Annotated in this window: 30 protein-coding genes and 1 pseudogene; 3 read left to right on the top strand and 28 right to left on the bottom strand. The window is 41.5% G+C overall.

The window, feature by feature from the left end; translation table 11 throughout:
- Positions 1–671 precede the first annotated feature (671 nt).
- A complete protein-coding gene (gene typA / locus CYO90_RS00295; protein ID WP_004317297.1) occupies positions 672–2474 on the top strand; it encodes a translational GTPase TypA in 1803 nt (600 codons plus the stop codon).
- 901 nt (positions 2475–3375) lie between these two features.
- Here the strand turns inward: typA and CYO90_RS00290 are convergent.
- Genes CYO90_RS00290 through CYO90_RS00265 form a run of 7 tightly spaced genes read right to left on the bottom strand, consistent with a single transcriptional unit; the run spans position 3376 to position 7809 of the window.
- Positions 3376–3798, bottom strand: coding sequence for a Sua5 YciO YrdC YwlC family protein (locus tag CYO90_RS00290; RefSeq protein ID WP_103578035.1), 423 nt, complete (start codon positions 3796–3798; stop codon positions 3376–3378).
- Positions 3776–4678, bottom strand: coding sequence for a DMT family transporter (locus CYO90_RS00285; RefSeq protein ID WP_103578034.1), 903 nt, complete (start codon positions 4676–4678; stop codon positions 3776–3778). The genes CYO90_RS00290 and CYO90_RS00285 overlap by 23 nt, the downstream gene beginning before the upstream one ends.
- A 5-nt stretch (positions 4679–4683) precedes the next feature.
- Positions 4684–5361: a DUF799 domain-containing protein gene (locus CYO90_RS00280; RefSeq protein ID WP_103578033.1), complete on the bottom strand. Its 678-nt coding sequence runs from the start codon at positions 5359–5361 to the stop codon at positions 4684–4686.
- Complete coding sequence (locus CYO90_RS00275; RefSeq protein WP_103578032.1) at positions 5351–5755, bottom strand: DUF4810 domain-containing protein; 405 nt, start codon at positions 5753–5755, stop codon at positions 5351–5353. The genes CYO90_RS00280 and CYO90_RS00275 overlap by 11 nt, the downstream gene beginning before the upstream one ends.
- A complete protein-coding gene (locus tag CYO90_RS00270) occupies positions 5740–6408 on the bottom strand; it encodes a CsgG/HfaB family protein (RefSeq protein WP_103578031.1) in 669 nt (222 codons plus the stop codon). Before CYO90_RS00270 ends, CYO90_RS00275 begins: the two co-directional genes overlap by 16 nt.
- Before the next feature lie 46 nt (positions 6409–6454).
- The gene (locus CYO90_RS10375; protein WP_258030598.1) at positions 6455–6802 is read right to left on the bottom strand and encodes a hypothetical protein; all 348 of its coding nucleotides are present in this window, start codon (positions 6800–6802) and stop codon (positions 6455–6457) included.
- Positions 6803–6855: 53 nt separating this feature from the next.
- Positions 6856–7809 carry an MATE family efflux transporter gene (locus CYO90_RS00265; RefSeq protein WP_258030597.1) on the bottom strand — a complete coding sequence of 318 codons (954 nt, stop codon included), beginning with the start codon at positions 7807–7809 and terminating at the stop codon, positions 6856–6858.
- A 150-nt stretch (positions 7810–7959) separates the two neighbouring features.
- Here CYO90_RS00265 and CYO90_RS00260 point away from each other — a divergent pair, with 150 nt between their 5' ends.
- The gene (locus CYO90_RS00260) at positions 7960–8739 is read left to right on the top strand and encodes an acyl-CoA dehydratase activase (protein ID WP_103578030.1); all 780 of its coding nucleotides are present in this window, start codon (positions 7960–7962) and stop codon (positions 8737–8739) included.
- Positions 8726–9883, top strand: coding sequence for a double-cubane-cluster-containing anaerobic reductase (locus tag CYO90_RS00255; protein WP_103578029.1), 1158 nt, complete (start codon positions 8726–8728; stop codon positions 9881–9883). The genes CYO90_RS00260 and CYO90_RS00255 overlap by 14 nt, the downstream gene beginning before the upstream one ends.
- Positions 9884–10034: 151 nt before the next feature.
- On the opposite strand, the gene CYO90_RS00250 is transcribed toward CYO90_RS00255, so the two are convergent.
- The 21 genes and pseudogenes from CYO90_RS00250 to CYO90_RS00150 all read right to left on the bottom strand — a co-directional run.
- Positions 10035–10358, bottom strand: coding sequence for a hypothetical protein (locus tag CYO90_RS00250; RefSeq protein ID WP_103578028.1), 324 nt, complete (start codon positions 10356–10358; stop codon positions 10035–10037).
- Between the two features lie 40 nt (positions 10359–10398).
- Positions 10399–10698, bottom strand: coding sequence for a hypothetical protein (locus CYO90_RS00245; protein ID WP_103578027.1), 300 nt, complete (start codon positions 10696–10698; stop codon positions 10399–10401).
- A 117-nt stretch (positions 10699–10815) separates the two neighbouring features.
- On the bottom strand, positions 10816–11478 hold the full coding sequence (locus tag CYO90_RS00240; protein ID WP_103578026.1) for a hypothetical protein: 663 nt from the start codon (positions 11476–11478) through the stop codon (positions 10816–10818).
- On the bottom strand, positions 11475–12812 hold the full coding sequence (gene purF / locus CYO90_RS00235; protein WP_012001049.1) for an amidophosphoribosyltransferase: 1338 nt from the start codon (positions 12810–12812) through the stop codon (positions 11475–11477). Before purF ends, CYO90_RS00240 begins: the two co-directional genes overlap by 4 nt.
- 272 nt (positions 12813–13084) lie before the next feature.
- Positions 13085–13855 carry a 4-hydroxy-tetrahydrodipicolinate reductase gene (gene dapB / locus CYO90_RS00230; protein WP_103578025.1) on the bottom strand — a complete coding sequence of 257 codons (771 nt, stop codon included), beginning with the start codon at positions 13853–13855 and terminating at the stop codon, positions 13085–13087.
- A gap of 311 nt (positions 13856–14166) precedes the next feature.
- Entirely contained in the window at positions 14167–15105 is a 939-nt protein-coding gene (locus tag CYO90_RS00225) for an NAD(P)/FAD-dependent oxidoreductase (protein ID WP_103578024.1), read from the bottom strand.
- A gap of 9 nt (positions 15106–15114) precedes the next feature.
- Positions 15115–15561 carry a hypothetical protein gene (locus CYO90_RS00220; protein ID WP_004318021.1) on the bottom strand — a complete coding sequence of 149 codons (447 nt, stop codon included), beginning with the start codon at positions 15559–15561 and terminating at the stop codon, positions 15115–15117.
- On the bottom strand, positions 15561–15875 hold the full coding sequence (trxA, locus tag CYO90_RS00215; protein ID WP_021092602.1) for a thioredoxin: 315 nt from the start codon (positions 15873–15875) through the stop codon (positions 15561–15563). The genes CYO90_RS00220 and trxA overlap by 1 nt, the downstream gene beginning before the upstream one ends.
- Positions 15876–15948: 73 nt before the next feature.
- Positions 15949–16290: a YraN family protein gene (locus tag CYO90_RS00210; protein ID WP_103578023.1), complete on the bottom strand. Its 342-nt coding sequence runs from the start codon at positions 16288–16290 to the stop codon at positions 15949–15951.
- A gap of 1 nt (position 16291) precedes the next feature.
- Positions 16292–17554 (bottom strand): homoserine dehydrogenase, encoded by a 1263-nt coding sequence (locus CYO90_RS00205; protein WP_021089485.1) that lies wholly within the window; start codon positions 17552–17554, stop codon positions 16292–16294.
- Positions 17551–18759, bottom strand: coding sequence for an LL-diaminopimelate aminotransferase (locus CYO90_RS00200; RefSeq protein ID WP_103578022.1), 1209 nt, complete (start codon positions 18757–18759; stop codon positions 17551–17553). The genes CYO90_RS00205 and CYO90_RS00200 overlap by 4 nt, the downstream gene beginning before the upstream one ends.
- A gap of 9 nt (positions 18760–18768) precedes the next feature.
- The gene (locus tag CYO90_RS00195) at positions 18769–19551 is read right to left on the bottom strand and encodes a hypothetical protein (protein WP_103578021.1); all 783 of its coding nucleotides are present in this window, start codon (positions 19549–19551) and stop codon (positions 18769–18771) included.
- Positions 19545–20486, bottom strand: a complete 942-nt coding sequence (locus CYO90_RS00190; protein ID WP_103578020.1) for a phosphatidylglycerophosphate synthase — start codon at positions 20484–20486, stop codon at positions 19545–19547. The genes CYO90_RS00195 and CYO90_RS00190 overlap by 7 nt, the downstream gene beginning before the upstream one ends.
- Positions 20479–21159, bottom strand: coding sequence for a 23S rRNA (guanosine(2251)-2'-O)-methyltransferase RlmB (gene rlmB, locus CYO90_RS00185; protein WP_103578019.1), 681 nt, complete (start codon positions 21157–21159; stop codon positions 20479–20481). Before rlmB ends, CYO90_RS00190 begins: the two co-directional genes overlap by 8 nt.
- Positions 21160–21259: 100 nt before the next feature.
- Complete coding sequence (gene rsmI / locus CYO90_RS00180; RefSeq protein ID WP_103578018.1) at positions 21260–22075, bottom strand: 16S rRNA (cytidine(1402)-2'-O)-methyltransferase; 816 nt, start codon at positions 22073–22075, stop codon at positions 21260–21262.
- 3 nt (positions 22076–22078) lie between these two features.
- A complete protein-coding gene (gene rpmE, locus CYO90_RS00175; RefSeq protein WP_009295018.1) occupies positions 22079–22279 on the bottom strand; it encodes a 50S ribosomal protein L31 in 201 nt (66 codons plus the stop codon).
- An 81-nt stretch (positions 22280–22360) separates the two neighbouring features.
- Positions 22361–23017 carry a 16S rRNA (uracil(1498)-N(3))-methyltransferase gene (locus tag CYO90_RS00170; protein ID WP_103578017.1) on the bottom strand — a complete coding sequence of 219 codons (657 nt, stop codon included), beginning with the start codon at positions 23015–23017 and terminating at the stop codon, positions 22361–22363.
- On the bottom strand, positions 23018–23419 hold the full coding sequence (locus CYO90_RS00165; RefSeq protein WP_103578016.1) for a hypothetical protein: 402 nt from the start codon (positions 23417–23419) through the stop codon (positions 23018–23020).
- On the bottom strand, positions 23416–23619 hold the full coding sequence (locus CYO90_RS00160; protein ID WP_009295012.1) for a hypothetical protein: 204 nt from the start codon (positions 23617–23619) through the stop codon (positions 23416–23418). The genes CYO90_RS00165 and CYO90_RS00160 overlap by 4 nt, the downstream gene beginning before the upstream one ends.
- Entirely contained in the window at positions 23619–24200 is a 582-nt protein-coding gene (locus CYO90_RS00155) for a 6-pyruvoyl trahydropterin synthase family protein (RefSeq protein WP_103578054.1), read from the bottom strand. Before CYO90_RS00155 ends, CYO90_RS00160 begins: the two co-directional genes overlap by 1 nt.
- A pseudogene (locus CYO90_RS00150) lies at positions 24200–24445 on the bottom strand (7-carboxy-7-deazaguanine synthase QueE); the annotation flags it as partial. The pseudogene CYO90_RS00150 and the gene CYO90_RS00155, both read right to left, overlap by 1 nt.

Genomic DNA, 24445 nt, shown 5'->3' with positions numbered 1-24445 from the left:
TTCATTTGAAATTTCTATATTTTCAAGGCCAAGGTCAAATTTCTTAGCAAGGTCGATAAGATCGCTAACGCTTTTAACGTTGCTAAGCTCTTCGACGTTTTGGGGTACACTTAAGAAATTTGCTATTTTGTCGCTGAAATTTGGAAATTTACTTACCTTTTCATTGCCATTTAGTATCTCTAAAACTTGCAAAAGCTGCATGAAATTTGCATTTTCATAGAGCTCATTTTTTGTATCTTCGTCCAAATTCTCTTCAAGTGCGGCTGAAATTTTTGCCACGCTTTCGTTTTGCGCCTTTTCTATCGTCTCTTTTTGGATATCAACAGTTTTTACTATCTCTTTGACATCCTTTTCGGTGATCTTTTGACCGCTATTTGCCTTGCTCGCAGCCGCATCCAAAACCATCGACAAAAACTCGCCGTTGTTTTGAGACTTCTTCGCAGCCGCAGGCTTTTTAGTAGCCGCAGGAGCTAGCAAATCTACGTTGTTTTTCGCTGTGTAAGCTTGCATTTAATCCCTTTAAATTTAAAAACTTAATGCCAAACATGCAAAATCTATTCCAAAAATTAATTTCTTGATATCAGCTTAAAATTTATAAAAATTTGGCTATAATCTGCCCCTATTTAAAAACTGATGAAGCGAAAATAGCAAACTAATAAACGGAGAAACATTTGGAAAAGATACGAAATATAGCCGTCATCGCGCACGTCGACCACGGTAAGACAACAATGGTTGATGAGCTTTTGAAGCAGTCAGGAACATTTAACGAGCATCAAAACCTTGGCGAGCGCGTAATGGATAGCAACGACATCGAAAGAGAGCGTGGCATCACGATCCTTTCTAAAAATACCGCCATTCGCTACAAAGATACAAAGATCAACATCATAGACACCCCGGGCCACGCCGACTTTGGTGGCGAGGTAGAGCGTGTTCTTAAGATGGTTGATGGCGTTTTGCTACTTGTTGATGCGCAAGAGGGCGTTATGCCACAAACTAAATTTGTCGTCAAAAAGGCGCTCTCACTTGGACTTCGCCCAATCGTCGTCGTAAATAAGATAGATAAGCCTGCAGGCGATCCAGACCGCGTTATAAATGAAATTTTTGACCTTTTTGTCGCACTTGATGCAAATGACGAGCAGTTAGAGTTTCCAGTAGTTTATGCAGCTGCTAAAAATGGCTACGCAAAGCTAAAACTAAGCGATGAAAACAAAGATATGCAGCCACTTTTTGAGACTATCCTAGCTCACGTACCAGCTCCAAGCGGCAGCGACGAGAACCCACTTCAGCTTCAAGTTTTCACGCTTGATTATGACAATTACGTCGGTAAGATCGGCATCGCGAGGATTTTTAACGGCAAGATAGCTAAAAACCAAAATGTCATGCTTGCAAAGGCTGATGGCACAAAGACAACTGGTAGAATTTCAAAGCTTATCGGTTTTATGGGACTTGATAGGATCGATATAAACGAGGCTGGCACTGGCGACATCGTAGCGATCGCTGGCTTTGACGCGCTTGACGTTGGCGATAGCGTCGTTGATCCAAACAACCCACATCCGCTTGATCCACTCCATATCGAAGAGCCAACCCTTAGCGTTGTATTTTCTGTAAATGACGGCCCACTAGCAGGCACTGAGGGCAAACACGTCACATCAAACAAGATCGATGAGCGCCTTGCAAACGAGATGAAGACAAATATCGCGATGAAGTATGAAAACATCGGCGAGGGCAAATTTAAAGTAAGCGGTCGTGGCGAGCTTCAGATCACTATCTTGGCTGAAAATATGCGCCGCGAGGGCTATGAGTTTTTACTTGGCAGACCTGAGGTCATCGTAAAAGAGATAAACGGCGTAAAATGCGAGCCATACGAGCTTTTAGTGATCGACGCGCCTGATGATACGACAGGCACTGTCATCGAAAAACTAGGCAAAAGAAAAGCTGAAATGGTCTCTATGAACCCAACAGGTGATGGCCAAACAAGGATCGAATTTGAGATCCCAGCGCGCGGCCTTATCGGCTTTAGAAGCCAGTTTTTGACTGATACAAAAGGCGAGGGCGTTATGAACCATAGCTTTTTGGAGTTTAGACCACTAAGCGGCACCGTCGAACACAGAACAAACGGCGCGCTAGTTTCTATGGAAAACGGCGTAACGCTTGCTTATTCGCTATTTAACTTGCAAGATCGTGGCGTGCTCTTTCTTGATCCGCAGGCAAAAGTCTATGTGGGCATGATCATCGGCGAGCACAGCCGTCCAAACGACCTTGATGTAAATCCTATCAAAGGCAAAAACCTAACAAACGTGCGTGCAAGTGGCAGTGACGATGCGATCAAACTTGTCCCACCTAGAAAGCTAAGCCTTGAGCGTGCGCTAGAGTGGATAGAAGATGACGAGCTAGTCGAGGTTACACCTATAAATATCCGCGTTCGCAAGCGCTATCTAGACCCAACAGAGCGCAAAAGAAAAGCAAAACTATAATCCAAATTTGCTAGCAAAATCCCTTTGGTGCCAGCCAAAGGGGCTAGCAAGTGAAATTTAATCCCCAAAAGCAAATTTAATAATCTAGCAAAAAAAATTGCTTTGTAAATTTATCTGCTCGTGCCAAATGGTGCTGGCTAAATTTAGTCAAATTTGGGTTTTGGCTGCTCTAAATTTATAAAAGCTACTTTTTGTTTTTTGGGTTCTGGTGCTTCAAATTTGTAAATTTATGCTTGATAAGTAAATTTGTCTGATCTGATGCCGTCACGAGAAATTTATAGAGTAGTTTGCGTTTTACAAAGACTATTTTGCCCGTGAAAACGCAACTAGCTGTGGTGATTAAATTTGCTTTTTTGAATTTGCAAAAGGGCTAAATTTTGGTTTTGAGAGTTGTTAAATTTGCTTATTTGATTATCTCTGCATCCAAATTTTGATAGTGGCTAAAATTTTAAATTTGTGGCTTGACTGATTTTTCTTGCGTGGTTGTAGTGGCGTTGCGTCGAATGGCTACTTTACCAGCACAAATGAGCTAAATTTAATGAAATTTAGTCCTTTCTTGCTCTAAATTTGTAAATTTATGCGAGTTGGCAGAGCCTGAATAACTTAAATTTGGTCTTAGTGGTCAACTTTAGATATTGGCGCAAATTTATATTGGTTAGTGGTTAGCTAAAGTTGGTGACCTTAAATTTTAAAAAGTAGTCTAGGGCGAAGTTTATAGCAAGTGATAGGCTAAATTTAGTTTGGACATTTGTAAATTTATCTAATTAGTAGATTAAATTTAGACCTTGTCTAAAAAACTAGCTTTTAAAACTGCTCTTGTTAGTGATGAAATTTAGCAAATTTATCACCTCAAACCACAAAAACTACCTAAATTTATAAAAAGTGCAGGGCGTAAATTTAACTAACGGATCTTTTTTAGTCTGCTCTTTGAAATTTTATAAATTTTTGATGGCATATCTTCAAAAAATCGTTCATCAACAACTTCATCAGCCACGCTTCTAGCCCAAACTTCGTCAAATTTCATACCATTTTTGTTTGCGCTACTTGAGTAGAGCCAGTCAAATTTGGTTAAGAATTTCTCATGTTCGCACTCTTTTACGACCCTGATCGCCTTTAAATTTGGATATAAAAATGTCGTTTTTCTCGATCGGCGGATGAAATTTTTATACTTTTTTGGCGCTCTAGCAAGCTCATTTAAAACGCTAAATTTAGCCGTCGTGATGAGGCAAGGTTTGCCTTCACTTCGCATTTTGGCGTGGTTTATCTCCTTGTAGTCCTTGCTTAAAAAGCCAGCCGTCGTGTCAGTTTGCGCTAGGTATATCATCTCTCTTCTTTGAAAGTAAAAATATGCATGATATGATGAGAGCAAAGCCTAAAAAGTCCCAAAAGACGAACTTCGTCCCAAGCCAAAAGTAGCCAAAAAACGCGGCACTTAATGGCTCTATGCAGGCTATCATGCTGGCCTTTGAGGCGCCTATGAGCTTAACTCCAGTCATATAAAAGCTAAATGCAAATATCGTGCCAAGCGTGATAACGGCGAGAAATGCCAGCCACTGCGCCGTGCCACTAAGCCCTGCAAACTCCCACACCCTCATATAAAGGCAAAGCACCATGCCGCCTATCACCATGCCCCAGCCAAGCGTGAGCGCGACTGAGTATTTGGCGTTTAGCCTTGCGGGAGCTAGGTTATAAACGCAGACGCAAACAGCACTTACCAAGCACCAAAATAGCGCTTCTGGTGAGATGACAAGGGCTGAAATTTGTGCGTGAGTAGCCAAGAAAAAGACGCCAAGCATCGCGCAAAGCAGAGCTAAAATCTCAAGCGGTCTTGGTGCTCGCCTCTCTTTTAGGCAGATGATGGCTAGGATGAGAACTGGAGCGGTGTATTGGATAACTGTCGCAACTGCGGCGTTTGAGAGCTCGATCGAGTAAAAGTAGGCATACTGCGTCATCATGAGCCCAAGTAGGGCGTATATAAGAAGCTCAGCCATCAGTTTTACGTCAGTAAGTGGCGCAAAAACGGCTTTTTTAGCCTTAAAAGCGTAGTAGAGCACGATAAAAGCACCAGCTAGCAAGAGCCTATAAGGCACTAAAAAATCAGCGCTAATGCCTTGCGAGAAGAGATACTGCCCGCAAACTCCGCTAAATCCCCAAAGCACGCCACCAACTAGCGTAAGAAGCACTCCAAGTTGATGGCTAGACATTAAATTTATCTATCTTTATGTAGCTGGGCGTCTTTGCCGTAGTGCGGCGAATATGGCCCATAAAGTATGCAGTCATGGCAGTTTCTAGAAAAGAGGTAGGCATCGGCTCTTACTGCTAGGTCGTATGATCTATCTGAGATGGTGTTTGCCACCTGTGTGATGACAGCTGAGACTAGCATGCCAAGCAGGCTGTTTTGTCCATTACCGCTATCCTCTGCGGCTTCTGCCTCGCCCTGCCAGAGCGTCGCGCCACTTTTTATATCGACTAGCTTTGCTTCAAGCACTACCTTTGTCGAGCTTGAGACCACGACGTAGCTTGTGCCGTAGTCTTTGATGTTTATGTAAAGCACGCTATCAGCATGGAAAATTTTATCAAGTTTATTTAGTGGCACGGCTGCGATCTCGCTTGGCTCGGTTATGCCATTTTGCTTAAATGTATCATTTACAAGAGCCACTGGAAATACATAGTATCCAGCCTCGCTAAGTGGGGCTACTGAGTTAGCCAGAACCGCTGCTGAGCCGCTTACTTCGGTGCTATCGTTTGTTGGCATGAGCACTAGGATGGAGCGTGGCTTTTTTTGTAAAAAAGCCGAGTAGTCGTATGGCTCAGGCTCTTTGAAAGAACAACCCGCAAAAAATATCGCAAGAAGCGTCACAGCTATAAATTTCAGGCTACTTTTCATCTTTCGCTCCCTCTTTTTTGCTCTGCTTTTTTGGGGTTAAATTTTTAGAGCCTTTGATGAAATTTATAAATTCTTTTGACTCTGGGAAATTTTGCACCTCTTTGTCAAAATTTGCATTTGCAGCGCCTAAATTCCCATTATTTAAGTATAAAAGTCCAAGGTGTGCGTAAAGTCCAGGCGCAACCTTGTAGCCCCTTTGGGTTGAGTTTTGCACTAAATTTTCTAAGCGTGAAATTTGCTCAGTTGCGTCGCCATCTTCGTTTAGATAGCTATATAGCGAGCTACTATATGTGCCGTCCCAGTAGTAAAGCGACCTTGGGCCACTTGCATTGCTGCACCCTGCAACTAAGAGTGCAAGAGCGCCAAGGCAGGCAAGCCCTATTTTACTTGCCATGCTCCGCTCTCTATGCCGTTTACTAGGTTATTTACCGCTTCAACTATCGCTAGGCTTAGCACCTTGCCATTTAGCGTAGAGTCGTATCCTGCGGTGCCGCCAAAGCCGATAATCTCTCTGTTTGAAAGGGTGTATTCGCCAGCGCCGCTAACTGAGTAGACGACCTCAGCCGTTTTGGTATCGACAACGTTTAAATTTACCTTTGAGTAGGCAGTTTGCTTTTTGCCTTTGCCAAGTATGCCAAATAGCTGGTGATCGCCTGTTGTCTTGCGGCCAAACTCAGTCACATCGCCAGTTATGACGTATCTTGAGCCTTTTAAATTTTGAGCCTCTTTGCTTAGCTCGCTCTCTTGTTTGAGGACTGACATATTTGATCGCTCAAGCACCGAAAATCTACCACTTTGCTGTAAATTTGTGATTAGGATGCTTTGAGCTTGGTTACCAAGTCTATCCTCGCCGTCGCTAAAGGCGCCATTTTGATAGGTTGATTGGTTATTAAAGCGGCCAATAGAAACTGAGACCTTTTTGCCGTTATAAACTGAGCCGTAGCTTGCTACTTTTGGGGTTTCGACCACTCTTGAGCTCTCGCTTGCGCACCCTGCAAAAAGCGCTGCTATCACTAGAGCTACACTAAATTTTAAAACATTTTTCATCTTTATCCTTTGCGACAAAATCGCTTGTATATTACTAAATTTCTTTTTAAATAGCTTTAAAATTCATCCATGTGCCTTTTAGGTATCTAATCGTAAAAAGCACCGCCTTTACAGCCCAGTCAGCAAACATTGCAAACCAAGTACCTATCATACCAAGATCAAACGTAAGTGCAAAGACATAGGCCAAGATGACTCTACAAGCAAACATACAAACTAAATTTACAATCATCGGATATTTAGCATCCCCTGCTGCTCGAAAAACGGTTGGATATGTGTAGGCAAGTGGCCAGATAAGACACATAGCGATACCGTGATACCAGACGATCTGTCTTGTTAAATTTATAGCTTCGCTTGAGGGATTATAAACAAGAAGCAATGGCTCAAGTAAAAGCAAAATTACTGCTGTGCTAAAAAGCTGGACAATATAGATGCTTATCATCGATTTTTTTACGTAAAAAATTTAGCCTGAGCAAAGTCGTTTGCGCCAACGCACCTTGAGATAACTACGCTAAGTCCTGTGCCTATCGCCATGCCAGGGAGCACTTGAAACATCACGATCGTCCCTCCCACGGCATTTGCAGCGATACTTGCCGTGCCAAAAAGTGAAACAAGGCTCAAAACGATGATGCGACCCACATAAAACATCGAATTTTCAAAGCCATAAGGTACACCGATATTTAAAATTTTCTTGATAATCTCGTAGTCAAATTTATAGATAAAGCTCTTTCTTATGTGAAGTTTTAGCTTTATATCAAGTAGCAGATAGACGATGACAAAGCAAGCGATCGCTCTTGCTATGAGCGTGCTAATGGCGATGCCAAGCACTCCTGTGTGAAATGTGTAGATGCTAATGGCAGTAAGCAGCACATTTAGTAAATTTGCAGCCGCCATGATATACATAGGTAGCTTTGCGTTTGACATCGTGCGAAAGATCGCCGCAGCTGCTGCATAGACGGCTAAAAAGGGCGCTGAAATGGCGGAGAAAACGAGATAGTGGCTAGCATCGCGCCTCACTTGTTCGCCGATATCGCCAAAGACTTTGTCTAGGATGAGATCTTTTAAAACGATGATGACAAGGGCTATAAAGATGGCAAAAATTAGGCTAAACCAAACTAGCTGATCGGCGGTATTTCTGGCGTTGCCACTTTGTTTGCTGCCTAGATACTGGCTAGCAACCACCGAGCCACCAGTGGCTATGGCGGTAAATATACTTATAAATAGCGCCATGACAAACTCCACAAGGCTTACCGTACTCACCGCGCTTTCGCTAACGCTTGCTGCCATTAGCGAGTTTGCAAGGCCTAGGCTATACTCTAAAAACTGCTCTACGGCGATAGGGAAAAAGAGCCTTGCAAGGTCGGCATTTGAGAAAAATCTCTGCTCGTTTGTCAAATTTTTCAAATTTCACCCCTTTGTAAAGTGTGGGTAAATTATAAATTTTAAAAGGTGAAAGCGCTATAAATTCTAAGTCTTATTTATTGACAAATTTGTCTTAAAGTGAGTAAAATCACGCCAGTTCTAAGTTTTAGAAAGACCTTTTTTGGATACAAAATGCACTCAATCGGTATTGATATAGGCTCAACTTCTGCAAAGGTTGCCGTCATAGAGGCAAGTAGCGGCGAGATAAAGGAGCTCTTTTTACTCCCAACTGGCTGGAGCAGCGCAGATACAGCTATGCTTATAAAAGAGCGAGTTTTAGGCTTAAACCTTGGCGAGCTATATTTTACTGCGACAGGTTACGGCAGAGTCTCGGTGCCATACGCTGACAAAACCCTCACAGAGATCACTTGCCACGCGCTTGGGGCGCACCACTTTTGCAAAAGTGACTGCACGGTTATCGACGTGGGCGGTCAAGATACGAAGGCTATCAAGCTTGAAAATGGCTCAGTGACTGACTTTACGATGAATGATAAATGTTCAGCTGGCACTGGTAAATTTCTTGAAGTGATGTCAAACCGCCTTGGGGTCAGGTTTGACGAGCTTACACGCCTTGCTAAAAATAGCGACAAAGATATATCCATAAGCTCGATGTGCACGGTCTTTGCGGAGTCTGAGATCATAAGTCTCATCGCTCAAAACGTCTCACGAGAAAATATCGCAAAAGCGGTGATCGTCTCAGCTATAAATAAAATTTCAAATTTGGTCAAAAAACAGGCAAATACGAGCTATTTCTTAAGCGGCGGCTTTAGTAAGAGCGAGTATGTGAGAGAAAATTTAGAAGTGTGCTTGCAAGCTAAAGTCAGTACGCACGAAGATGCGATCTACTGCGGTGCGATAGGCGCTAGCCTTGCAGGGATAAGAAATTTAAGGAGAGAAAATGGCGATAAATGAGAGTATGAGTTTGAGCGAAATTTTCGCTACTTATGATGGCGCTAAGAAAAATTTAGCCCAAAACGTCGAAGCGGTCAAAAATAGCGGCCAAAAGATCGCTGCTATCTTTTGCACCTACACGCCAAGGGAGGTCATCCACGCGGCAAACGCTTATAGTGTGAGTGTCTGCGCGACTGGCGATAACGCGGTGGTCGAGGGCGAAAAGTACCTGCCTAAAAACCTCTGTCCGCTCATAAAGGCAAGCTACGGCTTTGCAAAAGCGAACAAATGCCCATTTGTGCGAAACTCTGATATCGTTATCGGCGAGACGACTTGCGACGGCAAGAAAAAAATGTATGAGCTAATGGGCGAATTTAAAGATGTGCACGTCATGCATTTGCCGCATTTCAAGAGCCAAAAGAGCCTGGAGCTTTGGCAAGATGAGGTCAGGGAGCTAAAAAAGCGTCTGGAGTCTAAATTTGGCGTAAAAGTTAGCGATGATGAGCTTAGAAACTCTATCAGGCTATTTAATAAAGAGCGCGAGCTAATGGGAGAAATTCAAAATTTCATGAAGCTAACACCGCCACCGATGAACGGCAAAGAGCTGCACGCACTGCTATATGGAAATGGTTTTATATTTGATAAAGAGGAGCAGATAAGCGACCTTGAGATCATCGTTGAGAAGCTAAAAGAGTGCGTGAAAGATAAAATTTCACCCGTGCATAAGGACGCCAAACGCATCATCATCACAGGCTGTCCAAGCGGTGGGGTCTATGATAAGATCGTGCCAGCCATAGAAGAGGCAGGCGGTGTCGTGGTAGCTTACGAAAACTGCACTGGCACTAAAAATTTTAGCAACCTAATCGATGAAAATGACGATCCAATTAGCGCCATAGCAAAGCGCTACATGGCGATACCTTGCTCGATCATGTCACCAAACAAAGAGAGAGAAAATGTGCTACAAGAGATGATAAAAGAGTATAAGGCGGACGGCGTGATCGACGTTGTGCTGCAAGCCTGTCACACCTACAACGTAGAAACTGCCAATATAAAAAGGGCGTGCAACGACGTAGATACGCCTTATATGGCGCTTGAGACGGACTTTTCTACAAGCGATGCTGGGCAGATCAAGACAAGGCTGGAGGCGTTTATAGAGATGCTTTAGAATAAATTTGGCGTCTGGCTTTTTGAGGTGAGCGCTAAATTTAAAAGAGCAGGGGCTAAATTTAGCTTTAAATTTAAAGTGGCTGACTTGAAAATGGCAAAATTTACTAAATTTACAAGTCAGCTAAAGTGAATGAAAATACTTTATTTAACTATTTTATTTTTTCTAAAAGCAACCAGCTTGAATAACCACCGTGGATATATCGCATGTGCTTATAATCATAAAGAACCGAATTCCACTTCTCATCACCATTTTTCATTTTGTCGTTATACTCTTTTGTCTTTTCTCTGTCGCCTAAATATTTATACATATCGCGTAGATCTCTACATATATAGGCACTTTTTAGTTCATTGCAGCCATATTCAAGCATTTTTACGTCTGCTTTTGACTCAGAAAGGGCTTTTGCATAATCAGAATAAATAGATTTAGTATCTCCATCTTTCTTTGCAAAATAAACTATTTTCCAATCTATCAAATCACGAGCTGGTATATTGCAAGCTGGAGCGAATTTTTTGTCATAACAATATCACTGTTTTTTCATAAAAATTTGCTACTTTCTTAATGTCTTTACTAGCTAAAGCTTCTAGTTTGTCTAGCCAAATACAACCTAGATCATTGCCTTGATCAAGGCACCAATATTTTGCATCATCAATTCGCAGATCTTTGTCTGAAAAAGAACTTAATGACATTAGCTCTTTCTCCCCACTATAATCATAATTTGGCTTTTCTCTGTCGCCGCCAAATAAACTCCATGCAGGAACACTACTTACAGCAAGCGCACCAACTAGAACAGAAGCTAAAATTTGCTTTTTCATCTTGATATCTCCTTTTTGATTTAAAAAGGCATTCTACACACCCCCCCCCGTACTTAAAATAAATTTTAAAAGGGTGCAGGCCCATGAAAAAGTATAAATTTAGTGTCTAAGTGCTTGCTAAAATGTGCAGAGTATGTCAAGCAGTCTGCCAAGCTTTTGCATATCGTTTAAGAAAAGCTGGTTTGATTTTTGTGTAAATTCTTTAGCCTCTTCTAGGATCTTGGGCTCAGATATGTTGTAAGCAAACTCCTTTTTTAGGATCTTTGCGCCCTTTTTATAGACAAATTTTGCATCAATTAAACTTGCAAAAAAGCTATCATCTCTTAAGTAGTAGTTGGTGGCTGCATTTACAAAAACTGGCTTTTGAGCCAAAAACTCAGCGCAAACACCATTTGGTGATCTAAATTTAACACTCTCAACCACATCAGGCCTTATCTCATAAAACCTTATCTCACTAGATTTTTTAAGGGCTAAAACGTCACTAGTTTTGTTTAAATTTATAGAGGCGTTGTCTGCTTCTATGGCGTTTATAACGCCACTTACTAGAGAATAAGCACTTGTCGTTTTGTTTTGATCAAGAAAATTTACCATGCCAAAAAATGGCACACTAGCATTTTTATCAGCCAAATTTGGCATGCTTTTTATGAGTAGTTGTTGCTTTTTGCCATTTAGCTCAAAGTAGCTCACCATGATAGAAATTTCATCCTTTTTGCTAGGTGTCTTTTGCGAGCAGCCAGCAAAAAAGAGCGCCCCAAGCAGCAAAACTACTAAATTTCTCATTTTATGAAGTAATCACCATCAAAGCTTACAAGTGAGTACTTTCTCTCGTTGCCGATACTCTCTTTAAGCTCATCAATGCTCAAAAACTCTAGGCTATCGGCTCCGATGTACTCTCTGACCTCTTCGACGCTTTTTTTGGCGCTTATTAGCTCCTCAAAGCTTGGTGTATCTATGCCGTATCGCTCAGGATACTTGAGCTCAGGGCACGCAACTCTGAAGTGAATTTCTTTCGCCCCTGCGTGTCTTAAGAGATCGACCACCTTTTTAGAAGTGGTGCCTCGAACGATGCTATCATCGATCACGACGATACTTTTACCAGCTAGCACGCTTGACATTGGGTTTAGCTTTAGCTTGACCTTTAAATTTCTCATCTCTTGGCTTGGCTCGATAAATGTCCTGCCCACATAGTGGTTTCTGGTGATGGCTAGCTCAAATGGGATCTTGCTCTCATTTGCGTATCCAAGCGCTGCTGGCACGCCACTATCTGGCACAGGCACGACAAAGTCAGCCTTTACCTTGCTCTTTCTAGCTAGCACCTCGCCCATCTTTTTTCTCACTTCATAGACGCTTTTGCCCTCTATGACGCTATCTGGGCGCGCAAAGTAGATGTATTCAAAGGCGCAAATTCTAGGATCTGGCTCGAAGATTTGCAAGCTTTGAAACTCGCTCTTGCCGTGCTCAAAAACTATCATCTCTCCAGGTCTAACATCTCTTATAAATGTTGCTCCCACAAGGTCAAACGCGCAAGTCTCGCTAGCTACGATGTATCCGCCATCTTTTAGCCTACCAAGGCTTAGTGGCCTAACGCCCCAGCGGTCTCTTATGGCAAAGGTCTTGTGGCGTGACTGCACGAGCAAGCAGTAAGCGCCTTTTATCTTATCAAGTGCTGCGATGATGCGATCTTGTAGGTGTTCGTCGTGGTTTCTTGCGATGAGGTGGATGATGTTTTCTGTGTCCATATTTGTCTGAAATATCGCGCCATCTTTGATAAGCTCGTCTCTAACCTCGTCTTTATTGACCAAATTTCCGTTGTGAACGATCGAGATTTGACCTAGGGCGTAGTTGGCGGCTATTGGCTGGGCGTCACGGCCTGAGTTTTTGCCAGCTGTTGCATAGCGGTTGTGGCCGATCGCCATGTCGCCTTTTAGTGAGCTTAAGATCTCTTCGTTAAAGACATCAGTGACTAGGCCGTTGCCCTTGTGAGTGGAAATTTCGCCGTCGTTACAGACGCTGATGCCACTTGCCTCTTGACCGCGGTGTTGCATAGAAAATAGCGCATAATACGCCGTTTTCGCCGCATCCTTAGAATTTATGATACCAACTATCGCACACATCTTTTATCCTCTTTTCATTTTTTTAAATTTCATCTTTGCAGTTAAATTTCATAGCCAACGCTAAGCACTTTTTGTAAGTGGATTGTTATCCAAAGCGCTGGCACATTTGCCGTTATTTGCACCATTTATAACAATCCACATGCGCTAAAACTAAATTTCATCATCTCAAATCAAACTCGCCAGCTTTTAAATTTTGTCGCTTTTCGCGCTCTGGCAGGTAGAATTTATCGTCAAATTCTAACTCGTATCTCTTTATATCATCAAGCTTAAATTTAATCATCAAGCCCCAAACTATCATCTATCGAGTATAGGCCACTACTCTGATCTTTTAGCCAGATGGCAGCCTTAATGGCACCTTTTGAGAAGGTCGCTCTGCTAGTTGCCGTGTGGTTTAGCTCGATAAATTCGCCGTCATTGTAAAAGCCAACCGTGTGACGACCAACCACGTCCCCGCCACGAAGCGCCATAACTGCGATCTCGTCTTTGCTTCTTGCGCCCACCATGCCGGCTCTGCCAGTTACTAAAACATCTTTTAAATTTAGATCCCTTGCCTCTGCCACGCAGCCTGCTAAGGTCATCGCAGTACCACTTGGAGCGTCCTTTTTGTGTCTGTGGTGCTGCTCGACGATCTCTATATCAAATTCTCTTAAAACTTTCGAAGCTATCCTTGCAATTCTATTTAACACTGCTACTCCTAGACTCATGTTTGTTGCGTAGAGTATCGGCATAGTGCCTGATGCTAGGTGAAGCAGGTTTTTTTCGTCGTCATTTAGTCCAGTCGTGCCGATAACTAGTGGTTTTGGGTTGGTTCTAGCGTAGTTTAGCAGTGCTGCGGTCGCCTCTTTTTGGCTAAAGTCGATGATAACGTCGCACGCTTCAAAAAATTTAGCAAAGTCGTTTGTCAAAAGTTCGCTACTTAAATTTTCAACCTCATTTTTTTGGCTAAAAGCGACGCTTAAAGTGGCGTCTTTTTCATCTTTTAAACAAGAGATGATACTCTGAGCCATCTTGCCGCTAGCGCCGTAAAGTCCTATTTTTACCAAAATTTATCCTTTGATTTTTGGTTGAAATTTAACATAAAATTTATTATAGAGAGATTACGAAATGGCTTTTGAAAAAGAGCTACTTTAGGCAAGAATTTAATTAAAAATTAGCATTTTGGTAATTATTGGACGCACCCACTTTTGCTTGTTTTGTGCCAAAAAAGCTACTATGCTTTAGAGTTTTTTATTAATGCAATTTAAAAAAGTGTTCTGATAAGCCTAAAACCAAGCAATTTTAAAATGCAAATTTTTGCTAAAAATGATTTATTTTGAAAAAGAAATTTAGCCAAAAATTTGGCTAAATTTGAGTATTAATGTAAGCTTTCTATGTAGCTCATAGCGCTAAGTGCAGCCACTGCGCCATCACCTGCTGCCACGATGACTTGCTTTGGAGCATCCTCTCTGATATCGCCTGCTACAAAGAGCCCTTTTAGGCTAGTTTGCATCTTAAGGTTTGTCTTAACTTGTCCGCCATCAGCCATTTCGCAGATAAATTTGCCATTTTCATCTTTTAAAATTTCGTTATTTACATTTAGTCCGACAAATGTAAAAATGCCCGGCACATCAAGCACGCGCTCGCCATTTTTGGTATCAAGCACGATCTTTGTTAGACCCATCTTATCGCCAAGCGCCTCTTTTATCGTAGCGCTTGTTATAAACTCGATCTTCTCATTTTTTCTAGCTTTTTCAACGGTTGTTGGCGCTGCTCTAAACTCGTCACGTCTATGCACAAGGTAAACTTTTGAGCAGATATTTGCAAGATAAAGCGCCTCTTCAACAGCTGTGTCGCCACCGCCAAGTACGGCTACCTCTTTGTTTTTGTAAAAGAAGCCATCGCATGTTGCGCATGTGCTAACGCCTTTGCCAAAGAACTCGTCCTCGCCTTTAAAGCCAGCACGTCTTGGGGTTGAGCCAGTCGCTACGATGACAGCCTTTGCCTGCTCGCTCTTGCCGCCCTCAAGTAAAATTTCAAAGCTGCCGTCACTATTTTTTCTAACGCCAACGACGTTTGCCCACTTGTGAACTAGTCCAAATGCACTACACTGCTTCCACCAAGTGCTCATAAAGTCAAAGCCGCTCTCGCCAGGGGCTTTTTGACCAGGGTAGTTTTCTATCTCTGAGCTAGAGGTGATCTGACCACCAGGCTCGCCTTTTTCAAACATTACAACATTTTTTAATCCGCCTCTAGTGGCGTAAAGTCCGGCGCTTAGTCCTGCTGGACCGCCTCCGATGATCGCTAAATCAAGCATAAATTTCCTTTATTCTAAAACATTTATGGACGAATTTTGTTTATAAATTTCGCCCCTTTGATGAACTATCTCAACACTACTTGGAAGCTTTGTAATGCTTAAATTTCGCATAAGCTCTAGGACCGTATTTATATCTGAGCTTATGTATTTTAGTGTTGAGTTTGACTCATATCTTTTTTGAAAGATATCGATTGCCACAACTGTTTCATTTTTGGTTGGTAAAATTTCGTCTAATTTTGATTGATTTGAACTGAAGATTAAAAGCGTGTATTTTGGCTCTTTTGGAGTGAAAATTTCGCTTTTTTCGTAAAAAACTAGCTTCGCAAAATCAACAAATTTATATTGTGAAAAACGATAGTTGCTATACGCAAATGCAGCCGCTATCATAGCTGCACCAAAAAATGAACCAAATATATAGGTAAGAGGAAGCAGACTTCCTCTTCTTTTTTCGCTCATTAAAGAAGCGAATTTAGTTTGTCAGTTAGGGCTTGTTTTGACTGCGCACCGACCATTTGCTCGACTAGCTCGCCATTTTTGAAAAATAGCAATGTTGGGATCGATCTGATGCCAAACTCAACCGCAAGATCTTGTACTTCGTCAGTATTTACCTTGCAAATTTTCGCTTTGCCCTCAAAGTCTTCAGCAAGCTCTTCTATCACTGGAGCTAGCATACGGCAAGGTCCGCACCATGGAGCCCAGAAATCTACTAGAGCAACGCCTTCTTTTGTTACATCAAAATTTTCTTTTGTGAGTTCGATGTATTTTCCCATTTGTTCTCCTTATTTTCAAGATGTGGCAATTATACAAAATCAAATTTAAATTTTAGGTAAATAATAAATTTTATTATAAACTAATATTTTCTATCAGCTCAAAATTTTCATTTTTAACAACAAGCAGATCAAGCTGATAGTCCCTGTTTGGCTCATTTTTCATCATATAAAAATTTATTGTTTTTAAAATTTTCATATATTTTGCCTTGTTTAGCCTATACTCCACTTCGTATCCTCCGCTGGTTGCTTTTACTTCAATAAAATGCAAAATTTTATCGCTACTTAGCGCGATGATGTCGATCTCGCCAAATTTAGAGTGAAAATTTCTCTCTAAAATGACAAAACCAAGCTTACGCAAAAACTCGCAAGCCCTATCTTCGGAGCTCTTGCCAAAGAGATACTCTTTTAGCCCCAAGCTACTCCTCGATCCTCATCATAAATGGCTCTTCTTTTATATACTCTTGCTCTTTTAAAAGCTCTATCGTTCGCTTCGCATCAGCCTCCAAGCTCGTGTGCGTCGTGAAAAATAGCACGGCATACTCGCTCTCATCTTTTGGCTTTTGTAGCAAGCTGTCGATAGAGAGGTTATTTTCGCTCATTAAATTTGTTATCTTTGCTAGCACGCCCATTTTGTCTTCGACTTTTAGCCTAAAGTAATACTTCGTCTTTATCCTGTCGCGATCAAGAAGCTCTAAGGTATTTAGCTCAAATGGCGCTTTGTATCCAAGCATCGGCGACTTGCTATCTCTTGCGATGTCGATGAGATCGCTAATTACCGCGCTTGCTGTCGCGTCGCCGCCAGCTCCTGGGCCATAGTACATAGTCTCGCCAACGACCTCGCCAACGACGCTTATTGCATTTGTCACGCCGCTTGCCTTTGCTATCATTTTATTTTGCGGCACTAGCGCTGGATGTACGCGTAGCTCGACTTTGCCTTCACTTTTTTTGGCGATGGCTAGAAGTTTTATTGAGTATTCAAAATCTTTTGCAAAAAATATATCCTCTGGCGTGATGCCTTGTATCCCCTCGATCAAGATGTCCTCTGGATCGCCGTGCACGCCGTATGCGATGCTTGCAAGGATGAGAAGCTTGTGAGCCGTATCAAAGCCACCCACGTCAAAAGTAGGATCAGCCTCAGCATATCCAAGCTCTTGTGCCTTTTTAAGTGCGTCTTTGAAATTTGAGCCCTCATTCATCATCGAGGTTAGAATGTAGTTGCTAGTGCCATTTAGTATGCCATTTATGCTTAAGATGTGGTTGGCGCTAAGCCCCTCTCTTAAGGCTCTGATGATCGGTATGCCACCAGCCACGCTTGCTTCAAAGCCAAATGGTGTGTTTTTGGCTAAATTTTGCAAAGCATATCTGTGATAGGCAAGAAGCGCCTTGTTTGCAGTGACGACTGCTTTTTTGCGCTTTAAAATTTCGCTCACCACTCTAAAAGGCTCTTCAACGCCACCCATAAGCTCGACAAAAACGTCGATATCATCACGGTTTATGACGCTATTTATATCGTCAGTTAAAGGGATGCCAGCGTCTCTTTTTTTATTTAAATTTCTAACCACACCGATGACTGGCACTATCTCTTCGCCACATCTTGCTGCGATTAGCTTTTTGTTTTTTAGTAAAATTTTTGCAACCGACTCGCCAACGGTTCCAACGCCTAATATCGCTACATTCATTCAAATTCTTTCAAATATTTTTTTATATTTCTGGCCGCTTGTCTTATCCTGTTTTCGTTTTCGATAAGAGCTAAGCGCACATAGTCGTTTCCGCCCTCGCCAAAACCAATGCCCGGACTAACAGCAACTGATGCCTTTGTAAGAAGCTGCTTTGAAAACTCAAGACTGCCTAAGTGGCTCACCTTTGGTGGAAGTTTCGCCCAGATAAACATGCTAGCATTTGGCTTTTTAAGCTCCCAACCAGCCTGAGCAAAGGCCTCTATCATCACATCTCTTCTTTTTTCATAAATTTGGCGTATCTCTTCAACGCAGCTTTGATCGCCGTCAAGTGCGACCGTGGCAGAGACTTGTATCGGCGTAAACATGCCGTAATCAACCCATGATTTTATCTTTTTAAGTGCGGCGCAAAGTCTCTTGTTTCCGCACATAAAGCCAACTCTCCAGCCTGCCATGTTGTAGCTTTTTGAAAGGGTGTAGCACTCGACTGCGACGTCTTTTGCGCCTTCTACTTCAAAGATGCTTGGCGTTTTATAGCCATCAAAGGTAAGATCAGCGTAGGCGATATCTGAGATGATGTAAAATCTCTCTTGCTTTGCAACGCTTACAAGGCGCTCGTAAAAGCTTTTTTGCACGGTCACAGTCGTTGGATTGTGAGGGAAATTTACGACTACATATTTTGGTTTTGGTGAGCTTGCATGTATCGTCTGGACTAAGTTTTCAAAAAATTTATTCTCGTCTAGCTCAAATTTATCGTTGTAGTGAAGTGGCATCTTTGCGACGCTTCCGCCAGCAAACAAAAACGCCTGCGTGTGTATCGGATATGCAGGATCAGGCACGATAGCCACGTCGCCTGGGTTTATCACGGCTTGAACAAGATGCACAAAGCCCTCTTTGCTGCCCATTGTGGCGACTGCTTCGGTTTCTGGGTCTAAATTTACGCCGTATTTACGCTTATACCAGTTGCAAATGGCAAGGCGGAGCTTATAAATTCCAGCACTGGCTGAGTAGCCGTGAGTCTTGTCTTTTTGCGCGCTTTCGCATAGTTTATCAACGATGTGCTGTGGTGTTCTGCCTTCTGGGTTACCCATAGAAAAGTCGATGATGTCCTCGCCAGCTCTGCGTGCTGCCATTTTTATAGCATTTACTTCGGCAAAAACGTAGTTTGGCAAACGCTCAATTGTATTAAATCTTATCTCATCAAACACTGTTTGCTCCTATTTTATAAGCTTGATAATTATCTCGTTTTTAATGTTAGTTATGTCGCTATTGTCGCTAATTAACGCATATTTTGCGTCGTTAGCTAAATTTATGGTGTAGTTAGTTTTTATCTCGTTTTCTCTTTTTAGATCGATTTGGTTTAAATTTTTATCATAAATTCTAACAAGTGGCACCCATTTGTTTGGCTCGTTTGAGATGATATTTAGGCTACTTGCGCCTGCCACGTCGACGATATAGACGCCACCACTTTTGACAAGTGGGGTCTCTTCGTTAAAATTTACTTTTGAGGCATCAAGGCTCATATTTTTAGCATCCAAATAAAGTGCTAAATTTCCATCAAGCCTATCAAATCCCATGATCTTAAAGCCGCTTTTACTAAGCGTGAAATTTAGTAAATTTGGATCTATGCCGCCACTTTTTAGAGCTAAAATCCCATAAGAAATTTCATCGCCATTTTTTAGAGAATTTACCCTTGCCACGCTTATATTTGCATCTTCAAGAGCTAAATTTATCGATTTTACAAATAGTGCTGAGGGGACTTTTTGCGTGCTTATAAATTTTAAATTTAAGCTATTTGAGCTAAATGAGAGAGCATCGTAGTTCGAGCTTTGCTTTAGCCTTGAGACCAGCTCACCAACGTTTAGCGAGCCGTTAGTGTCTAAATTTTCTAAAGAAATTTGCAGTTCTTTTCCGCTACTTAGTGCATTTGCACTGCTATTTAGATCAAAAGCGTATGAAAAAACGCTAAAAAGAAGAAATATGGCTAGTTTTTTTACCAAGATTTGCCCTTATTCATCTCGACAAACTCGTCATAAGTTAAAAATTTCATATCGCCATTTTCTACTAAAAATCTAGCTGGACGGCTTGGGTTATACTTTGTCACCTTATCGCCGATCTTAAGCTCGATGTTGCCATTTCCGCAAACGACTAGCTGTCTTTGGTCTAAATTTATATTGACGCTTTTGCTTGTATCGCTTGATGTTTTTTGGCCATTTTCAAGGTTGATAATGCCTATCCAAACACGTTGTTTTGGTGTGATGATCGCTTCATTTAGCGGTTTTGTCACGTTTTGCTCTACTTTTGGTGCTGGCTGGGCCGCCATGCTAGGTTTTAGGGCACTTTGATCAACGCTAGCAGGACTTACAGTCACGTTTTGCTCAGCTGGAGCTGAAATTTTCACGCTTGAAGCGTTTGCATCGATCTTTGGAGTGTTTTGAGAGATCGTTACGTTTGTGTCGATTATATTTTTCTTCACTTCATTGACGATGCTTGATTGTGAGTAGCTCACGCTTGTGTTGTCTTCATTTAAGCTTGCTATGAAATTTTGGACGTATTTGTAAGCGTCAAAGTAGTAAGCGCCGCCAGCGATGATAGCTAAAATGATGATCCAGAAGAAAAATCCAGCCCCACCACCGCTACTTTGCCTTTGGATCGAGACATCCTCAGGTGTGTAAGAAGAAATTTTTGGGCTAACTTTTGTTTTTTTGCTCTCATCAGGCATATTTTCTTGCATAAATGCGTCGTATTCAGCGAGAAGTTCGCTAAGATCGACGCCGTACTCACGCTGTAAAATTTTGGCGTAGCCTCTCATGTTTAAGCGTGATAATTTTTCAAAATTTTTGTCAAAAATGTATTGTAAAAATGTCGGTTCAATGTGCGTTTTACGCGAAATTTCCTTTATGCCTATCTCTTTTAAATTTTCTAATTCATTCATCTATCATCCTATCACAAATTATCGCAAAGGCTGCACTTACATTTAGGGAGTCCCAGCCGTCTTTTAGCTTGATACCTACGCACTCATCGCACTTTGCTAGAGCTTTTTGCGGTATGCCTTCGCCCTCTGAGCCCATCACCAAAGCCCTTTTGCCAGCAAATTTCATCTCTTTTATATTTTTGCCGTTGCTTGCCGTCGCGTAGAGCCTAAAACCACACTGTTTTAGCTCGTTTAGCAGGCTAAGTCCGTCTTCAAAGATCGCTATTGGTATCTCGTAAGCAGCACCGCTACTTGACCTTAAAACACCTTGCATATTTACACTTTTTGCAACTACGACAAGCCCTTCGCAGCCTAGAGCATAGGCGCTTCTAGCGATGGCGCCGATATTTCCGACGTCACTTATGCCATAAAGCACGGCGATGAAATTTAGCTTTTTTAGCTCACTAATGTCTGAAAACTCAAACTCACTAACGCTTGCTAAAAAGCCTTGATGGTTGCCACCATGCGCCATCGACTGAGCTTTTTGATTATCCACGCGGATGATCTTCTTGCCAGTGCCACAAATTTTAGAGAAGAGTTTTTTATCACACTCTTTTGAGAGATAGACCTCTTCTAGGATCTGTGGGCGCTTGTTCAAAATATGTAAAAATAGCTGTTTTCCGTATATTATCATGGTTGCTTATGGTAGCTAAAGTCAAGTAAAATTTAACTTATTTTGCTTCTAAATTTGAGTGAATTTTTGAAACTTTTTGGAGAAATTTGAGCTTTTAAATTTATGCTTTTATGAGCTCGTCGTATATCTTTTTGACGTCCTTGCCAGTTATTTTGCTAAGTAGTTTTGCCTTTGCTTTTGGGGCGATGTCAAGCGAGATGATCTCATCTTTTGTAATATTTTGAGTGGATGCATTTGCGCTTTTTGAGATGACAACAGCCCACTCGCCGTTTAAATTTGCTTTTTCTAAAATTTGAACTAAATTTTTGGCTCTATCCTTAAATTTAGTCTCAAATTTTTTGGTGGCCTCTTTTATGGCAAAAATTTCTCTCTCTGGCTCTAAATGTGCGATGCTTTGCACTAAGCTTAATATGCGTTTTGGGCTTTCATAGATCACGGCTGGATAGGCTAAATTTAAAGCATTTTGTATAGCTAAGGCTCTATCTCTGCCGGTATTTGGTAAAAAGCCTAAGAAAACAAACTCTTTATCACAAAGCCCGCTGGCGACTACGCTTAAAAGTGCGGCGTTTGCTCCGCTTAAAATTTCGTATTTGATATCATTTTTTTGAGCGTATCTTACTAGGCTAACGCCTGGATCGCTTATACCTGGCATGCCAGCATCGCTCATGTAAGCTATGTTTTTGCTTAAAATTTCATCATTTAAATTTGCGAAAAATTCATCTTCGTTGTGGGTGTGAAGCGGGATAAAATTTGAGATATTTATATTTGCGTCAAAGCGTTCGTTTAGTAGATTTACAAGGCTTTTGCAAACTCTTGTATCTTCGCAGATAGCTATCTCGCATTCACGCAAAATTTTGATCGCACGAAGCGAGATATCTTCTAAATTTCCTATTGGAGTAGGAACAAAGTAGAGCAAGGCTTATTTTTGAGCGTATTTTTTCTTAAATTTCTCAACACGGCCAGCGCTATCAACTATCTTTTCGCTGCCTGTGAAAAATGGGTGGCACTTATCGCAAATGTCAATTCTGATTTCGCTTTTGTTTGACTTTGTCTTAAAAGTGTTGCCACACGCGCAAGTTACGGTGCAATCTACATACTCTGGATGGATCTCTTTTTTCATCATCTTTCCTTTATTATTTTGGGCTATTTGTTACCTTAAAAGTTGCTGATTATATAAAAACTAATCTAAAAATCAAATAAATCAAGCAAGAAATTTTGCCGCCACTGATATGACTGCGGTCTGTGATCTTAAGATATTTTTTGTATTTAGGCCGTAGATATTTTTAAATTTAGCCGTCTCATCCTCGCTAAATCCGCCCTCTGGACCAATTATTAAAATTTCATCATCTCTTTTTTCATTTAAATTTTTACCGCCAAAATTTATAGCCGAGACATTTTTGTAAACGCTCATTAGCTCGTCTAAATTTTTATAAATTTCAAACTCCATGAGCGACGTTCTCCCGCACTGCTCGCATGAAAGTGCGTTTATGTAGTTTAGCTTTTCAAGATCGATCTTGAAATTTGCCTGAGAAAATTTAGTATAGACAAAGGCGATCTTGCCAACGCCAAGCTCATTTAAAAATGGCAGTGCCTTTTCGATCGTCTTTGGATCAACGACCGCCCAAGCGATGGTAAAGTCAAATTTATGCTCGCAGTTTAGGCTAGCAAAGACAAGGCTTAAATTTGCACTTCTGCGCTCTATCTCATCGATCTCATAGATGTACTCTTTGCCGTCATGTAAATTTCTAACACTTATGCGTTCTCCTGCTTCAACTCTTCTGGCTTTTAGGTGTAAAAATGCATCATTTACTATTTTTAGGCGCTCTTCGCCAGCATTTTTATCATATAAAAATTTCATCTAAATCCCTGCTATGATGATCAAAATAATGTCACAAATGCCTTTAATAAGGGCAAATTTTTTAAATTTCTCTAGCTCGCCAGCAATGGCGTATCTCTTTAGCCTTTTATACCCAACGGCGCTAAGTGCGATCAGGGCTATCAAGATAAGAAGCATTTTTATGGCGTTAAATTTTGGTTCGTAACTATAATATGCCCACAAAATAAGCCCAGTTAGCACCAAAAAGCTAAGCAGCATATGATAAATAGGCAAAAAATACCTTATACGAAGCACGTAGTTTTTACTCCCCACTCCAAACTGAGTAAGCGCTAGATAAAGCGCCGCTAAAGCAAGTAGCGCATAAAAAAATGTCACGTGAAATGGCAAAGTATAAACGTAGAGCGAGCTTAAGTGTTCGTTCATTTTTTCTCTTTAGGAGGCTCGTTTTCTTCGACGACTGGCTCAGGTGGCAGCTGCTCGTCGATAGTTACATTTGCATCAGGCTGAGCTATCGTAACATCACTAGGGACTGGCTCACTAACGTCACTTTTGGCCTCTTCTTTATCTCCACATCCCAAAAATACGCCAGCTATAAGCAAAAAAGAGGTTATAAATTTTTTCATTAAACGTCCTTTGGATTTTCTATTTTTATCTTATTTATCATCTTTTCAAGCAAATTTTTATCTTCCCACTCGTCTATAACGGCCTCTGAAAATTTGATATCACTAAGCCTTATCTCGCCCATTTGCGCATTTATCGCGTCCTCCTTAAAGCACTGCGCATAGCCAGTGTCGGTCTCGTGCACGATGACACTATGAAGCTTCACCTCGCGCTCGCCGTTGTTCATCATGCTAAGCTCAAGCAGTCGCTCGATCAAGACAAAAAATATACGGCAAAACTGCTCTGCGCTGGGATTTAGCGGGATCTCGATCCACCTTGCAGAGTGCTTTTTAAGGTCGTTTTTGTATTCGTCACTATCACCTGAATATATGGTCGTAGCGTGGTCGAAGCTGTCGATGATCGTTTTTATGTTTTGCTTCATCAGCCCAAAGTCATAGACCATGCCAGCGTTATCAAGAAAATTTGAGCTAAGTAAAATTTCTGCCACGTAGCTATGACCGTGGATACTCGTCCTGCAGCGCTTTGAGCTACAAAATCTCACAATATGCGCATTTTCAAATCTAAAAAGTTTTCTAATAATCATCAAACACCCTCTTTGTCGCCCCAAAGCCTGATGTGGATACGCTCTGAGTAGTTAAATCCATGCTTTATGGCAAACTGCGCTGTTTTTAGAGCATTTTTGTTTAGCTCGTCCTCATTTGCGCCCATCGCCATGCACCAAACTGGCAAATTTACTCTATTTTTTATATATAAAATTTCCTCCAGCTCGCTTTTGTCAAAGCGCGAGAGGACAAATTTTAAAAAGCTGCTTTTGGCGTTATCTTTGAT

The organism is Campylobacter concisus, from assembly GCF_002913745.1.
GTDB lineage: Bacteria > Campylobacterota > Campylobacteria > Campylobacterales > Campylobacteraceae > Campylobacter_A > Campylobacter_A concisus_R.
The sequence above is the reverse complement of the archived record's forward strand: the minus strand, read 5'-3'. Positions and strand labels throughout refer to the sequence as shown.

Bases quoted from the DNA above. Each gene is read 5' to 3' on its own strand.
- CYO90_RS00290 (WP_103578035.1), bottom strand. From the start codon at position 3,798: ATGATATACCTAGCGCAAACTGACACGACGGCTGGCTTTTTAAGCAAG.
- CYO90_RS00285 (WP_103578034.1), bottom strand. From the start codon at position 4,678: ATGTCTAGCCATCAACTTGGAGTGCTTCTTACGCTAGTTGGTGGCGTG.
- CYO90_RS00280 (WP_103578033.1), bottom strand. From the start codon at position 5,361: ATGAAAAGTAGCCTGAAATTTATAGCTGTGACGCTTCTTGCGATATTT.
- CYO90_RS00275 (WP_103578032.1), bottom strand. From the start codon at position 5,755: ATGGCAAGTAAAATAGGGCTTGCCTGCCTTGGCGCTCTTGCACTCTTA.
- CYO90_RS00270 (WP_103578031.1), bottom strand. From the start codon at position 6,408: ATGAAAAATGTTTTAAAATTTAGTGTAGCTCTAGTGATAGCAGCGCTT.
- CYO90_RS00260 (WP_103578030.1), top strand. From the start codon at position 7,960: ATGCACTCAATCGGTATTGATATAGGCTCAACTTCTGCAAAGGTTGCC.
- CYO90_RS00255 (WP_103578029.1), top strand. From the start codon at position 8,726: ATGGCGATAAATGAGAGTATGAGTTTGAGCGAAATTTTCGCTACTTAT.
- CYO90_RS00245 (WP_103578027.1), bottom strand. From the start codon at position 10,698: ATGAAAAAGCAAATTTTAGCTTCTGTTCTAGTTGGTGCGCTTGCTGTA.
- CYO90_RS00240 (WP_103578026.1), bottom strand. From the start codon at position 11,478: ATGAGAAATTTAGTAGTTTTGCTGCTTGGGGCGCTCTTTTTTGCTGGC.
- purF (WP_012001049.1), bottom strand. From the start codon at position 12,812: ATGTGTGCGATAGTTGGTATCATAAATTCTAAGGATGCGGCGAAAACG.
- CYO90_RS00225 (WP_103578024.1), bottom strand. From the start codon at position 15,105: ATGCTTGATTTAGCGATCATCGGAGGCGGTCCAGCAGGACTAAGCGCC.
- CYO90_RS00220 (WP_004318021.1), bottom strand. From the start codon at position 15,561: ATGAGCGAAAAAAGAAGAGGAAGTCTGCTTCCTCTTACCTATATATTT.
- trxA (WP_021092602.1), bottom strand. From the start codon at position 15,875: ATGGGAAAATACATCGAACTCACAAAAGAAAATTTTGATGTAACAAAA.
- CYO90_RS00205 (WP_021089485.1), bottom strand. From the start codon at position 17,554: ATGAATGTAGCGATATTAGGCGTTGGAACCGTTGGCGAGTCGGTTGCA.
- CYO90_RS00190 (WP_103578020.1), bottom strand. From the start codon at position 20,486: ATGAATGAATTAGAAAATTTAAAAGAGATAGGCATAAAGGAAATTTCG.
- rlmB (WP_103578019.1), bottom strand. From the start codon at position 21,159: ATGATAATATACGGAAAACAGCTATTTTTACATATTTTGAACAAGCGC.
- rpmE (WP_009295018.1), bottom strand. From the start codon at position 22,279: ATGAAAAAAGAGATCCATCCAGAGTATGTAGATTGCACCGTAACTTGC.
- CYO90_RS00170 (WP_103578017.1), bottom strand. From the start codon at position 23,017: ATGAAATTTTTATATGATAAAAATGCTGGCGAAGAGCGCCTAAAAATA.
- CYO90_RS00165 (WP_103578016.1), bottom strand. From the start codon at position 23,419: ATGAACGAACACTTAAGCTCGCTCTACGTTTATACTTTGCCATTTCAC.
- CYO90_RS00160 (WP_009295012.1), bottom strand. From the start codon at position 23,619: ATGAAAAAATTTATAACCTCTTTTTTGCTTATAGCTGGCGTATTTTTG.
- CYO90_RS00155 (WP_103578054.1), bottom strand. From the start codon at position 24,200: ATGATTATTAGAAAACTTTTTAGATTTGAAAATGCGCATATTGTGAGA.